The organism is Paenibacillus psychroresistens, from assembly GCF_009728935.1.
Classification (GTDB): domain Bacteria; phylum Bacillota; class Bacilli; order Paenibacillales; family NBRC-103111; genus Paenibacillus_AC; species Paenibacillus_AC psychroresistens.
Genome location: NZ_CP034235.1, coordinates 2,293,731 through 2,307,433, shown reverse-complemented (window position 1 = coordinate 2,307,433; position 13,703 = coordinate 2,293,731). Strand labels below are relative to the sequence as shown.

Below are 13,703 nucleotides of genomic sequence, written 5' to 3'. Positions count from 1 at the left end.
CCCATGCTTAGATGCATGAACCTCTCACAAAGTCGGTTTCCTTAGCCAAGCTTTTGGAACAAATCTCTAAACACTGGATCTCGATTAATATAGTGAACATACCGAATAAAATGACGGGAAGCGTCAAAGCTCCAGCGGAAGTCCTCCGAAAGAAGTGGACTGTGCACTAACTCATTCGGCAGCCACTTCGGTTGAACCAGATAGGCAATTGCAGAGATATCCCAAATGACCCGGGAATTAGCAAAATGCTCTTTCATGCAGTTTTTATATGTTTCGTATAAATACTCACCAATATCGCCTTTTTCCTTCACATAATCTCTTAATTCAGACAATGTAGTCTGTAGATGAGAAGCTACTCCTGCACAAGGAATTAATACAAGTGGTACACCGCTATCCAATACAATTCGAGAGGCATGCAAATCTTGGTTTAAATTGAATTCCTTCGTATCTGGCCAATGCAGCGCATGCCCACCGAGCCATACCACGACAATCTTCTCGATGATGAGTGGCTCCAATAGAATCGCAGAGGCAACATTTGTTATAGCACCTATGGCTACTACATATAATGGATCATCCTCAGATGAAGCCATTGCCCGCTCTACCAGATTACGAGCTGCATCGCTCTCTACAGGTTTTTCAGGGCCGGACAAGTAGGCTTCCGATCCACGATAGATTGGAACGCCAGCCATTTCAGGCAATAGCAAAGAGATTTTCTGCAGCTCCTGATAGCTCTTCTCCATACCATCCTTAGGCCCTGTCGACAAATCATTATAAAAAGGCGCTGCATAGAACGCTTCAACTTGCATTTGATCTGGTGATTTCAAAGCATAGACGACTGCAAATTGGTCATCAATCTCATTGAAAGTATCCGTATCCAGTACCATACGAATCTTCTTGTTCGGGTGCGATAACCGCTGTAACAGCTTTTCTTGGCTAAGCTTTGGATAATTAATCATGGTTTCATCCTCCAAAATTTCATTATTAAACACCTGTCTGATTATGCGTTTCTCATGTCTTCCATGCTTGGCATCCCGTTCTGTGCTCCGAATTTCGTAACGGATAAGGAAGCGGCTTTGACTGCAAAAGCAGCGGCGTCTGCCACAGATTGTCCGCTCGCTAGACAACAGCTGAATGCTGCATTAAAGCAATCCCCTGCACCTGTTGTATCCACAACCTCAACCTTGGGAGCATCAACCGTACGTAAACTACCATCCAGCAAATACGAAACACCATTCTTTCCTCTCGTCACAAATAGCTTGGGTCCGTATTCCTGCTGCCATTTCATCATTCCAGCATACAGATCATCCTCAGATTTATATGTAGCGCCACTAAGCAATTCAAATTCGGTTTCATTGGGTGTGAGATAATCCACAAGCTTCAACAAATCTACAGACAATTCCCGTGCTGGAGCCGGGTTAAGAACTGTGCAAACGCCAGCTTCACGAGCAATTTTCAGTGCTGTGTATACCGAATTAAGTGGAATTTCCAATTGAACCAGCAGTAAGTCCGCCCCGTATATCAACGATTCGAAATTACTGACTAATTCTGCGTCGCACAATTCATTCGCTCCCGGGATGATTACAATACAATTATCTTCAGGCGTGTGGAATATGATAGCCGAACCGGTAGGCGCGTCACTAACTAATATCGGATGGACATCGACACCATAATTTCCTAGTTGACTGATGATTTGCTTGCCGAAGCTATCGTTGCCTACTGCTCCAACCATCGAAACCTTCGCTCCCAGTCTCGAACAGCCTACCGCTTGATTGGCTCCCTTGCCGCCAGGGATCGTATGCATTTGCTGACCTGTGATGGTTTCACCCAGCTTTGGCATCCGCGAAGTTGATATAACTAAATCCATATTAAGACTGCCAATTACAACAATATGAGGCTGTTTCATGATACCTGTATCCCCTTTCAGAAGTTGTTGATTAATGAGTGAATCTATTCTATGATATGGCTACAAGATATACATATTAATCTTGTGCATATTCTATTTTATCTGATATGAGGAGATTAAATTTTCACAATTTGGTCAAGTTTTTATACTATTTGGCTATAGTCAAAAAAGAGGTTATGACATGCTTGCTGAGACTAATTTTATTTTCCATGCCCTACGTCCCATAAATTCTTATATATCTTTTCACCAACATAATTGTTATGAGCTCGTTTATTATCAATCAGGCAAAGGTTTAACCCGATTAGGGGAAGTAGATTATCATTACGAAGCTAATTCTTATATGATAATCCCCCCAGACTGGCTGCATGACGAACGACGCACCGAGGATACAAACGTTATCTTCGTCGGATTCAGTTTAAACGAACGAACCTTCCCTTACCTGCAAGAAGGAATATTTCAAGACGAATCGTCTTCACGAATCCTCCCTCTGTTATTGCAAATGACAACGGAAATGCGGGACAAACAAGCTTATTATACCAGCAAATTAAATTTACTTATGAGTGAAATAATCGTCGAGCATTTAAGAAGCCATACCATAAACCCAGTCAACGATAATAACCTACTCTATATACGTAAGTTTATTGATGAGAATTATAGCCAGAAGATGACAGTAGAAGAAATGGCTGATATTGTCGGGTATAGTTATCACCATTTTCGGCACTTGTTTAAGAACTACTTTGGTGTCTCACCTATGCAATATGTTATAAATAAACGTTTGGATAAAGCAAGAAGGCTGCTCAGATATACCGAGCTGCCCATTTCTACCATTACATTGGAATGTGGTTTTTCCAACATCGCACAATTCTGTACAATGTTTAAAAGGGAAATTGGTGAAACTCCTAAAGGTTATCGCAATTCAACAAATGGCAATACTCTCAATAGATTAAATTAAGTAACAAAGCAAACTAGAAATTAATGCATAGGTATAGTGTAGCCAAAAACCACCTTCTATCCGGAGTTATATTTTCCTGATAAGAAAGTGGTGTTTGTTATATTTAATCGACTTAAATAGGCATCTCAATCATATTGACTTCTGTTACAGCTTGCTTCGGATCTATTGGAATCCATAATGTTTTAATTTCGCATTTAGTGAAAGGTACGGTCCACTTCCGATTCAACGCCGGTATCGCCAAATCTGTTTCCCCATCCTGGCCATTTGTTTCATAGAACCGCAAAATATAACCATTACCATCTTCAGATTTCTTGAAAACCGTAACTATGAGATTCTCAGCAGTAACTTGGATACCTTCAGCTATTTGTGGCAAAATGCCTTTGTGATAGGTTTCAATTATGTGAATAGGTGGAACGTTTAGCTCGTAAGCTTTTTTAGAGGCTTCAGCATTACGCCAGTCTCCAACGTGGGAAGCTAGCGCATAACGGAATTCTTGCACCCCTTGGTCCATAAACTCACACTGGTCATCACGTTCACCGTAATGGTCTGCATAAATTGGGCTTCGTACAACTGTCATTCTCAAGTCGTTGTCCTTGACATCAAAGCTATATTTCGAATCGTTAAATAGCGTAAGTCCGTATTGCGGCAAATCACCTGATACTGGGATTCCTGTTACATCAAGCCATTGCTGTCCAGGCTCTTCTTCACCGTTCACAGGCCTTTCAATATAACCATATGGAATTTCATAGGTAGCCTTAGGATCAGTTACGTGTACAGGAAATGAAAGCTTGAGCATCTTGTGTTTTTCATGCCAGTCGAGCTTCACCTTCACTTCAACCCCTGGCTTATCACGATATAGCATGAAATCCTGCTGCAGAACCGAATGGTTGTAGCGATTCGTTACGCGGATTTTAGCACGCAGTGGACCCGATTCTAGTAAGGTAACTTGTGCATCCGAGAATGTAGCGATTTCATTACGGAATTCGAATACCCCATGTGCCCAAGTATCGCAATGATGCTCATCAATAACGATGGGAACTGCGCCTTTACCGCTCAATACCTCAACCTTGTTTTGTTTGTCGTACAATCTTCGAACATGCCCAGTATGGGGTTCAATCTCAAGACGGTACCAGTTATTCTCCAGCGCATATGTCTCTGCAAGGAGACATTGTGTGGAAGCAGGAGTTGGCAGCTCCTTCTCCTTATAGATCCAAAAGACTTTATAGCCCATTGCCGGAATTCGCCCCATGAACAAAGTGTCAAATTTATCTCCGTCGACATTCGTTCGCGATCCACGTACAATTTGATATTCGATTGCCTCACCATCAGCATCAGTAACACTTTTTACTCTTTTATTAATTTGAATCGGGGCTAGGATCTTCCAAGACAGCGGGTTAAAGACAACAACTGGGATCCCGGCATCCTTTTGCTCCCAAAGCTGCCAATCCATATCTTTATTTAATGATTGAATTTCATCCTTCATGGTATCAATTGACCAAGAGATTTTCTGCAGTGCGGCATTTAAGGAAACTGCTGCATTATTAAGTGATTCGCCATAAGCATCCCTTGAATCATCAAAGGCTTCTTTAATGGAGCATCCGCCCATAATATCGTGAAATTGGTTGAACATCACATTATTCCACCCACGGCGAATTTCGGTGGCCGGATACTCGAATCCAGCAATTAAATGCGAGAAGGTGCTGAATTTTTCAGCTGTTAACAACCGATGCTCGGCCCTGCGATTCAAAGCTTTTGTTTCTGAATGCGCGGAATAGCAGCCGCTTGCATGGTGCTGCAAATCATCCGTAAAAACGGGAATAGCAGGATTACTAAGCTCCATTTCTTTAAAGTATGCATTGGGAGAGCTAAGCTTAAATTGCCCCTTTGAATGCTCATCTTGAAGCTGCTGAATCGATTGCAAATTGGCAATAGTGGGTCCGCCGCCATGATTACCAACTCCATAGAAGCACATTAGATTATGTTCATGCTTCTCTGCAAGTTCAAGCACTTCAAGGGCTTTGCTCTGTACAGCATCCTCATGCTTCTTAGGATTCCAGTTATTATAGCTAATCGGATTTCTGAATGTCATAACTCGGCTGCCGTCTAGACTTTCCCACCAGAATAAATTGCGCTCCATACTCTTTTCATGTTCTTCTGGACGCATGTATACATAATAATCCATCCCGCTTTTCTTAAGAATTTGCGGCAGCATATTATGATGGCCGAAAGAATCAACGTTATAACCTACTTTTGCCATTACACCAAATTTCTCTTGAAAATATCGTTGGCTGTACAATCCGTGCCTGACGAATGATTCTCCAGCGGGAATATTACAGTCTGGTTGAATCCACCATCCACCAACGATAACCCAGCGTCCTTCCTTCACCCGACTATGTATTTCTTCAAACATTTCCGGAGCATTTTGTTCAATCCACTGATAATAAGCAGCACCGGCGCAAGTGAAAATAAACTCAGGAAATTCATTCATACGGTCCAACGCAGAGCGAAAGGTTGCTTTTATCTCTGCATATCCTTCCTGCCATTGCCAAAGCCAAACGGGATCCAAATGTGCATTGCCTATCATGTGAAGCTGAATTTCTTTTTCCATAGTACTTGATCATTCCTTCCAAATTATGATTGATTTAAATGTAAATCCCTAGCAACTGACAGTGCTGCATAATCTCCGACTTGCTCTCCTAATCCTGCAGGCACAATCTCGCAAACTGAAAGGGTGTTCGGTAGAGCTTCATTCTCAAGCTCTTCGCGCATATAAGGCTCAATAAGCTCTTTTTGCCGTCCGTAAATACTGCCAATGACAACCTTTTGCGGATTGAGTATATCAATAAGCAGCGCGATTCCGCGTCCAAGCTTTCGTCCGACCTCTTGAAAAATACCAATTGCAAAGGCATCCCCAGATTGAGCTGCTTCAGCTATATCTTTTGTGGAGACTCCCTCAATGTCATTCGACTGCTTAAAGAAGGAAGGAAGCGAATCTCCAGCATCCATACGTTTTCTCAGCATCGATTGTGCAAGCCTGGCAATACCTCCGCCACTACAGAATCCTTCAAATGATCCTGCTTTGTTATACCCAATTGGCCCTTGCTCAGCTAGTCGAATATGACCTACCTCGCCGGCATTATCGTTAGTCCCTGAATACAGCCGACCATCCAATATGAGACCTGCTCCCATTCCCGTACCAAAGGTTAGAAAAATCATATTTCGCGTCCCCTGACCAGCTCCCCATTGCCATTCTGCCAGTGCGCATGCATTGGCGTCATTCTGTAAACCAGTAGGTACATTAAAGTGACTTTGTATCGGTCCAATGATATCAATTCGATCCCAATTGGGTAGATTAGGCGGTGAGAGGATGATGCCTCGTTTGCTATCAAGAGGTCCACCGCAGCTAATACCAATGGCGATTAACCGTTGTTTATCTTCTGGATATTGATTGAATAGCTGATCTAGTTCAATAATAATTCGTTGAATCGATTTTTCTGGTGTGTGCTCTGTGGGGAAAATGACTTTATCAACCAACTCAATGTGATTATTCTCTGCACGACCGATTGTAACTGCACATTTAGTTCCACCAATATCTATGCCTGCATAAGTGATCATTCTCCGAAAAACACCTCTTCTAGCATTATGCACAGAGTATGGTAGATAGGCAGGTGCCGTTCTTGAATGTCAGGGGTCATTTGATAGGGTACTGTAATGGTAACATCACATAGCGCTTTCATTTTCCCGCCCGCAGCTCCCGTTAATCCAATGGTTTTCATTCCTTTTGCTTTGGCAATTTGAATCGCACGAATAATGTTGCGAGAGTTACCCGAGGTGCTAAGCCCAAGAAATACATCCCCTTCTGTTCCATATCCATATACCTGCTGAGCGAAAATCATATCAGATGAAATGTCATTGGAATAGGCCGTCATGAAAGCGGTCTGGCTTACTAGAGAAATAGCGGGCAATGCTCCTTGCAAGCCGTCACAAATCTCGTCATTTTCTTCCGGAAATAGCTCCGAGAAATGATTACGGAATGATTGCGGAATCGGTCTAGCTAACATAAAACCTTTCATCAGCTCCCCGACAATGTGCTCGCTATCGGCTGCGCTGCCTCCATTTCCGGCGATCAATACTTTGCCGTTATGCCTATAGCAGCTTTCTAAGAGATTAAAGGATTGTTGAATTTGCGGTAGGCAATCTTGCAAATCAGGATATTTGTTCTGAAGAGTCTGTAGATGGTGGTTCATACTAGTTCAATCCTTTCACAACTTTTATGGGTATTTCATAAACCTGTATACGTTTACAGATCAATTAAACTTATTTATTTAAGTTTAATAAGTTCGCTTATTATTAATTATATTAAGTTTATAATTAATGGATGTCAACATAAATATCGACACTTATTAATATAGTATTAATAAGTGTCGATACATATTACTTTACAAACGTTTCAATTAGTTGTGCACTGAATCAAGTAAATCATCGAGATTCTTACTGAAGAAATTCTCTAGAATAAGTGTTCCAGCTCCAACCGCACCGCCAAGCATGCCAAGCTCTGATCTCTCGATATGAATATTCTGAGCAAAGGAAGAAAAAATCCGGTTTAAAGCCGACTCTTTAATTAGCTCAAAATAAGGTGTGTAATTATGCGTTAACGTGCCGCCAATGATCACAATTTCCGGCATAAGCAAATTAATCACATTGCCAATTGCAATACTCACGTACCTCGCCGATTCTTGCAGTAATTGCTTTGCGAGTACATCGCCATCATTTGCTGCATCTAAAATGGTATAAATAGTAACAGATTCTTCATCTGCAAGGTATTGAGCTCTAAAAGAAGCATCTGCTCCCCTTCTAATCTCTTCGCTTACTCGGCGCATGATTGCAAGTCCAGATGCGACCACTTCAAGGCAGCCATAATTGCCGCAATTGCAGCGAGGCCCATCGATGTTTATCGTACCGTGCCCTACTTCACCAGCACCATAAGGAAATCCATGGTAAAGCTTACTATCTACGATTAAGCCACTGCCAATGCCAACATCTGCATCCAAATAGAAAACATTTTTCTTTCCTCGTCCTGCTCCTTGCCAATATTCACCAAGTGCAATTAAATTGGCATCCTTCTCAATAAATGTCTCAAGCTGAAAATGATCTGTAATAATTTGTTTAAGAGGAACCGATTCCAAGCCTTTCATATTAGGCGGGGATAACACAATACCATCAAATGGATTTAGCGGTCCGGGAATTCCCATTCCGATTCCAAGAATTTTGCTCCGCTCCAATTTTGAATCCGCTATTGCTTCCTCAAGACAAGTAATTAATTGCAAAATAATCGCATTTGTTTGAAAGGTGTCCTTATTCGTAACCGTTTCATATTGCGCGTATATATTCCCCTCTAAATCTAGGATAGCAACACGAATGCGTGTAATACTCAAATGGATACCAACTGAGTAATAACGGTCCTTTTTAAGTTTATAAAGCTGAGGTTTTCTGCCACCTGAGGATTCATCATAGCCGCTTTCACAGATGACCTGGCAGGAGATTAATTCCTCTATAATGTTAGTGACAGCTGTAAAGCTTAAATGAGTCTGTTGTGCAATATCTGCTTTGGAGATCTGCCCTTGATTGCGAATATATTGCAATACCGTTGAGCGGTTCATGCTTTTAACCCGCCGATTATTAGTACCTTTCATTCGGTCCACTAGTATCGCTCTCCTCATTACCCCTATGTACAAATAATCAAAACTAATTGATTATAATACCATAATTTAAATTAACTACAATTACAATAATAGAATTAGGACGGCTTTTATCGTTCCCTTTGTCTAAATTGCATTTTTAGATTTAAATAAATAGTTCCAATGATTATGAGCAGTACTCCGGATATCAAATAACCAATATCATAAATGAACCAATTTGGGCTATTTGATCTTACGTGATGCAAACCCAATATTTGATGGTCAATCAATCCTTCAAACAGATTAAAAGAACCAGCACCAACAATGATAGAGCCAATGAATATCCTCCAGCTAAACCCTATTCTATTATGGAGCGCATCTCTAAAAATCTTTATACAAGCAAATACTAGCAGCAATGTTACCACTAGATTAAAGACCCCATCCGAAAACAATTCTATTCTGTGATTCTGATGGTCAATAACATGATGCCATTGTAAAAACTGGTGAAAAACGATTCCATCCAACGATCCCATAAATCCAAGCCCCAGTATAAAAGCGCTAATAAATAAATTCTTAGTATTCGTATTCGTATTCATATATTTCCCCCTTGAAATCACTATCTTCTCTATTATTACCAATTTTATAATAGTTAGAACATCCTCTATATATAACTATGTAAAAATGAAGAAGCCCACTCCTATAATAGCGAATGGGCTTTTACAACAGTATTAAATGGAACGGATGTTTCCAAGAACGCGATCTACAGCTGCTTTTGTTTTGATGGCTGCTTCATTTGGATGCATGTTTGGAAGCTCTGTACCAAAGGTTTCTACAGATACAGCGTGGTTATAACCAATTTTGCGAAGCGCACCAAGCATTCCAGCTAAATCTATGATTCCCTCACCAGGCAGCAATCGCTCCATATCAATCTGTTCGTCTTTAGGTTTATTAGGAGCATCATTGATATGAACCAATACAATTTGCTGTTCCGTTAAACCTAAAATATCTTCAATACTGGCATGAGATGTAAACCAATGAAAGCTATCAAACAGGAGACCTGTATTATTTTCACCAATCGCATCTATGAATTCCAATGTGCCAGGAATAGTATGAATAAAATCATGTTTCATGGTTCGCATTGTTTTCGGTCCAACCCACTCAATACCAAAACGAATACCTTGATCACCTAGTACCTTGGCACAAGCTCTTAACCGTCGGATAAAACGGCTAGTGTACTCAGCTACAGGTTCATCTGTAGAGGGCAGCATCCATGTGCAGCAGCGATCGGTTCCCAGCTTGCGAGCCAAGGAAGCTAATTTGGAAAGCTCCTTTAATTGTTCTTGAAACGTGTGTTCATCCTTGCGAAATTCAACAGGCAGCATAAAGCTGCCAATCTGTAAATTCCGTGAAGTTAAGAGCTCTATGGCTGCTGCTTCCGATTGTTCACTTGCCACCTGCGCAAACGGCTCGATACTATACTCAATTGCGGGGAATCCCGCTTCATAGGCAGCATCTAAAAAGTCAATAAAGGGGACATGTCCTCCTGTTGTCATTGGATTCAAAGTAGGTATCATTGCATAAACTCCTTACCTTATTTTTAGATTATTATATATTTTCGCACGGATTACCTGCTATATTTTCTCCGCGTGCCAGCCAGAATTTCCAGCCTGGATTTCTATCCAAATTCATCTTGGTAGAAGCAGATATAAATCTCATAGTATAGCCACAACGGCGATAAGGGCTTGTATTTGCTGTAGCACCGTGAATAATACGTGAATCATGAAGGGAGCACTCTCCCTTTTCTATTTCAAAATAAACGGCTTTGGATTCATCCATGTTTTTAATTTGCGCATGAAACGTGTTAACACTCTTATCCACTGCTTCATATTCTGAAAATCCATTGGTATGTGTACCCGGAATCACTCGCATACATCCATTTTCTTTATTACTCCGGTCAAGGGCAAGCCAAATGGTGACAATTCCATCGTACTTATCAAATCGTCCTTGCCAATAAGATGAATCTTCATGCCACGGAGTCATTCTGCCTTTGTAGGGATCTTTACAAATGAAATGACTTGACCATAAAAGAATGTCAGGCCCTATCAGATCTTCGACCAAATCTAAAGCTTCCTTACTTAGCAAGTAATCTAATAAACGTTTGTCACGGAAGTGAGGTGTATCTAGCTCATCTGATAATTTATCTCCCTTTTCTGCTAAATGCTCCTCAAAAATAGTATTTAGTTGATCGAGCTTTTCTTCCGAAAATAGTGGTTTATGGTGTAATAGATATCCTTCTTTCTTGAAAAAATCTACTTCTTGTTTCGTTAAAGTACCCAATGTGTTTTCCTCCTGCAATAGATGAATTTTTGGAATTCCTGATCTCAATATAATGTTTTTAAGAATAAAATTCTTCTGTTTTATCCCTATCATTTTTGCGCTATATTGATATTTTACTAGCTCATGCACTTTGGCAGAAATAGCAAATGGGCATGAGAATTAACCGCATGCCCATCCAACTAACAAAAGAGTTTACACCGCAATCCTATTTATAGGAATCAAGTGCATCTTGGTATACTTTCAAGTATTTTGCTGCATCCATATCTTGTATTCCTTTGACATAAGCATCCCAATCCTTATTAAGATCTTTTTGTCCAATTACAAATGAAACGGCATTCTGTTTAATATAGGCATTGATAACTGTCGACATTTCCGCAACGGATTGTGCTGCATCCGGATTAATAAAAATATCCGGCAATCTAACATCCTCAGCAGGCTCATGTCCGGAATATTTTAAGTTTTCATTATATAAACGTACTTCGTTCCCTTCTTGTACTTCCATATCTTGTGAACTCACTCTCCCGTGAAACAAATCAATAGGCATATAGTAGAATCCATTTTCCCATTGAGTTTTGGTTGGCGCATCCCAATCTGTAGCGGCTCCCTCTGGATTAGTGTAGAGGGCTGGTTTACCATTCGTACCCACCTGCTCCTCTTTTGGTACAACCCATCCATCGACTCCTTGGAAATTATCCAAAGCGCCTTCCATTGTATATAGATAATCCGCAACCTTAATTGCGGCTATAGCTTGTTCTTTGGATGCCTTATCGGTTATTGCAAATTTGCCATTTGGTACTCGATAACCATTATAGGTTGAGAATTGTGCACCATTCGGCCCTTTGAGCGGTGGAACGGCTACATACTGATTCCAACGTTGATCTACGGCTTCTTCATAAATGGTCACAATATCACCATTCCAGAGATCACCGAAGTCCCCTAAGATCACGCCATCTGGATTCATGGCCGTTTTCTGCAATCCCTCCATATTCTGAGTGAAAGCTTGCTGATCTATTAACCCTTTATCATATAAGCCTTTAATATAAGTAAGACCCTGCTTCCATTCCTCATTATCAGCTACAAGATCAGCCTTGCCATTGTCAAGTTTCAAATAATTGGAAGGATCGGTGTAAACAAAAGCGTTCATTAGGAAAGTAATCGGGTTACCCCAATCGCTGCCTGTGCTTGTATATCCACTTAATGGAACTTCATCGGCTTTGCCGTTCTTATTCGGATCATTATTCTTCATAGCTAATAATACCTTTTCATATTCTTCTGTTGTTGTAGGCATATCCATATTCAATACCTTCAACCAGTCTTCATTAATCCACGACTTCGCAGGCCAATAGCAATGCCAGCAGCCATCAAGACCAGGTAAAGCGTAGATTTTGCCATCTGGAGTTGTAATGCCCGCTTTAAGGGATGGATTTTCTACAAATGCCTTTTTAATATTGGGTCCATATTCTTCAATCAAATCGTTTAAGGGAACTAGCACACCTAATGCTCCGTATTTCAGCTGGTCAACTTTACTGAAGTCTCCTCCAATAAATGCAGCAGGATAGTCGCCGCTCGCTAGAATTAAGTTTTGCTTATCTTTAGCACCTTCAGAAGGAGCTGTTTGAAAATCAATATCGATCCCAAGCTTCTTTTCAATTTTTTGCGTCAATAAATTATCGTTATAGCTGGAAATACGTGCTGGTTGTTCTGAGAATGCAGTGAGTTTTGTTGTCTTTCCGGTTCCTGTCGATTCTCCAGTTGAAGTTGGATTGCTATCTTTATTCTTGCTGCAAGCCGTCATTACCATTACCACGGCAATCAGTACGATCAACCATTTACTTGAATTTTTTTTCAATTTGTATCGCTCCCTATTTCGTTTTTTATTAATGACCCTATTGGATTTTGTAACACGCAGCAACTATCCTTTCAAAGAACCGATCATCATACCTTTTACAAAATGTTTTTGAACAAATGGATAGAAAATGATAATCGGTAAAGTGGAGACAACAATAAGCGCATATTTCAATAGATCAGCTAATCCTTGCTGCTGTCTCATCATATAGGCAAGTTTGGGAGATAATGTGCCGACTTGATTCATTACTAGAATGTTACGCAATACTAGCTGCAACGGATATAACTCTGAAGTTTGCAAATAAAGCAAAGCATCAAAATAGGAATTCCAATTAGAAACTGCATACATGAGCACCAATACCGCGATAATCGGTTTGGATAATGGCATAACTATACGCCAAATGAATCCAATATCACTGCAACCATCAAGTTGAGCGCTTTCATATACTTCATCCGAGATGATTGATTTGAAAAAAGTGACTGTAATAATTACTTGCCATACGAACAATGCCTTAGGAACAATTAACGCCCATCTTGTATCGAGTAGGTGCAAAAATTTCACAATCATATAGGTAGGAATAAGTCCGCCTTCAAAAAACATCGTTAATAATAATGCCATCATTAAAATAGTTCTTCCTACAAATTCTTTTCTCGAAAGAGGGAAGGCTAATAGTATGGTTAATATAACCTGTATAATTGTTCCGACGACCGTATAAAAAATAGTATTCAGAAAACCCATATAAATCGTACTGTTTGTGAGTAGAGACTTATAGGCAATCAAAGTAAAATCTACCGGGAAAATCGTCACATCACCCCGAATTACAGCCTGAGAATTACTTAAAGATGCTGCAACAATATGAAGTAAAGGGTAAAGAATGAGGACTAGCAGGATAATCAATATCGCATAAATAATAAACATAAAAACACGATCGCCAAATGGTTCACCAATTACATTACGTTTTATCATATTAATTTTCCTTTCGGAGCA

At 40.4% G+C, this 13,703-nt stretch carries 12 protein-coding genes; 1 reads left to right on the top strand and 11 read right to left on the bottom strand.

Going from position 1 to position 13,703, the window contains the following annotated elements; all coding sequences use genetic code 11:
* Nucleotides 1–41: 41 nt before the first annotated feature.
* Nucleotides 42–956, bottom strand: a complete 915-nt coding sequence (locus EHS13_RS10245) for a nucleoside hydrolase (protein ID WP_155700247.1) — start codon at nucleotides 954–956, stop codon at nucleotides 42–44.
* 41 nt (nucleotides 957–997) lie between these two features.
* Nucleotides 998–1,903: a ribokinase gene (gene rbsK, locus EHS13_RS10240; protein WP_155700246.1), complete on the bottom strand. Its 906-nt coding sequence runs from the start codon at nucleotides 1,901–1,903 to the stop codon at nucleotides 998–1,000.
* Nucleotides 1,904–2,084: 181 nt separating this feature from the next.
* On the opposite strand from rbsK, the gene EHS13_RS10235 reads away from it, so the two are divergent.
* Nucleotides 2,085–2,855, top strand: a complete 771-nt coding sequence (locus EHS13_RS10235) for a helix-turn-helix domain-containing protein (RefSeq protein WP_155700245.1) — start codon at nucleotides 2,085–2,087, stop codon at nucleotides 2,853–2,855.
* Between the two features lie 112 nt (nucleotides 2,856–2,967).
* Here the strand turns inward: EHS13_RS10235 and EHS13_RS10230 are convergent, their stop codons facing one another.
* The 9 genes from EHS13_RS10230 to EHS13_RS10190 all read right to left on the bottom strand — a co-directional run bounded on the left by EHS13_RS10230 (nucleotide 2,968) and on the right by EHS13_RS10190 (nucleotide 13,682).
* Nucleotides 2,968–5,463 carry an alpha-mannosidase gene (locus EHS13_RS10230; protein ID WP_155700244.1) on the bottom strand — a complete coding sequence of 832 codons (2,496 nt, stop codon included), beginning with the start codon at nucleotides 5,461–5,463 and terminating at the stop codon, nucleotides 2,968–2,970.
* A gap of 23 nt (nucleotides 5,464–5,486) precedes the next feature.
* Nucleotides 5,487–6,470 (bottom strand): ROK family protein, encoded by a 984-nt coding sequence (locus tag EHS13_RS10225; RefSeq protein WP_155700243.1) that lies wholly within the window; start codon nucleotides 6,468–6,470, stop codon nucleotides 5,487–5,489.
* A complete protein-coding gene (locus EHS13_RS10220) occupies nucleotides 6,467–7,102 on the bottom strand; it encodes a D-sedoheptulose-7-phosphate isomerase (RefSeq protein ID WP_155700242.1) in 636 nt (211 codons plus the stop codon). The genes EHS13_RS10225 and EHS13_RS10220 overlap by 4 nt, the downstream gene beginning before the upstream one ends.
* Nucleotides 7,103–7,309: 207 nt before the next feature.
* Complete coding sequence (locus tag EHS13_RS10215) at nucleotides 7,310–8,548, bottom strand: ROK family protein (protein WP_227014011.1); 1,239 nt, start codon at nucleotides 8,546–8,548, stop codon at nucleotides 7,310–7,312.
* 116 nt (nucleotides 8,549–8,664) lie between these two features.
* Nucleotides 8,665–9,129 carry a DUF2243 domain-containing protein gene (locus EHS13_RS10210; protein WP_155700240.1) on the bottom strand — a complete coding sequence of 155 codons (465 nt, stop codon included), beginning with the start codon at nucleotides 9,127–9,129 and terminating at the stop codon, nucleotides 8,665–8,667.
* Nucleotides 9,130–9,261: 132 nt separating this feature from the next.
* Entirely contained in the window at nucleotides 9,262–10,107 is an 846-nt protein-coding gene (locus tag EHS13_RS10205) for a sugar phosphate isomerase/epimerase family protein (protein ID WP_155700239.1), read from the bottom strand.
* 31 nt (nucleotides 10,108–10,138) lie between these two features.
* Complete coding sequence (locus EHS13_RS10200; RefSeq protein ID WP_227013879.1) at nucleotides 10,139–10,870, bottom strand: phytanoyl-CoA dioxygenase family protein; 732 nt, start codon at nucleotides 10,868–10,870, stop codon at nucleotides 10,139–10,141.
* A gap of 205 nt (nucleotides 10,871–11,075) precedes the next feature.
* The gene (locus tag EHS13_RS10195; RefSeq protein ID WP_155700238.1) at nucleotides 11,076–12,719 is read right to left on the bottom strand and encodes a type 2 periplasmic-binding domain-containing protein; all 1,644 of its coding nucleotides are present in this window, start codon (nucleotides 12,717–12,719) and stop codon (nucleotides 11,076–11,078) included.
* A gap of 63 nt (nucleotides 12,720–12,782) precedes the next feature.
* Nucleotides 12,783–13,682 (bottom strand): carbohydrate ABC transporter permease, encoded by a 900-nt coding sequence (locus EHS13_RS10190; protein WP_155700237.1) that lies wholly within the window; start codon nucleotides 13,680–13,682, stop codon nucleotides 12,783–12,785.
* Nucleotides 13,683–13,703 lie beyond the last annotated feature (21 nt).

What these genes read in the sequence shown, in the direction of transcription:
- EHS13_RS10245 (WP_155700247.1), bottom strand. Translation starts at nt 956, where the DNA reads ATGATTAATTATCCAAAGCTTAGCCAAGAAAAGCTGTTACAGCGGTTA.
- rbsK (WP_155700246.1), bottom strand. Translation starts at nt 1,903, where the DNA reads ATGAAACAGCCTCATATTGTTGTAATTGGCAGTCTTAATATGGATTTA.
- EHS13_RS10235 (WP_155700245.1), top strand. Translation starts at nt 2,085, where the DNA reads ATGCTTGCTGAGACTAATTTTATTTTCCATGCCCTACGTCCCATAAAT.
- EHS13_RS10230 (WP_155700244.1), bottom strand. Translation starts at nt 5,463, where the DNA reads ATGGAAAAAGAAATTCAGCTTCACATGATAGGCAATGCACATTTGGAT.
- EHS13_RS10225 (WP_155700243.1), bottom strand. Translation starts at nt 6,470, where the DNA reads ATGATCACTTATGCAGGCATAGATATTGGTGGAACTAAATGTGCAGTT.
- EHS13_RS10220 (WP_155700242.1), bottom strand. Translation starts at nt 7,102, where the DNA reads ATGAACCACCATCTACAGACTCTTCAGAACAAATATCCTGATTTGCAA.
- EHS13_RS10215 (WP_227014011.1), bottom strand. Translation starts at nt 8,548, where the DNA reads ATGAAAGGTACTAATAATCGGCGGGTTAAAAGCATGAACCGCTCAACG.
- EHS13_RS10210 (WP_155700240.1), bottom strand. Translation starts at nt 9,129, where the DNA reads ATGAATACGAATACGAATACTAAGAATTTATTTATTAGCGCTTTTATA.
- EHS13_RS10205 (WP_155700239.1), bottom strand. Translation starts at nt 10,107, where the DNA reads ATGATACCTACTTTGAATCCAATGACAACAGGAGGACATGTCCCCTTT.
- EHS13_RS10190 (WP_155700237.1), bottom strand. Translation starts at nt 13,682, where the DNA reads ATGATAAAACGTAATGTAATTGGTGAACCATTTGGCGATCGTGTTTTT.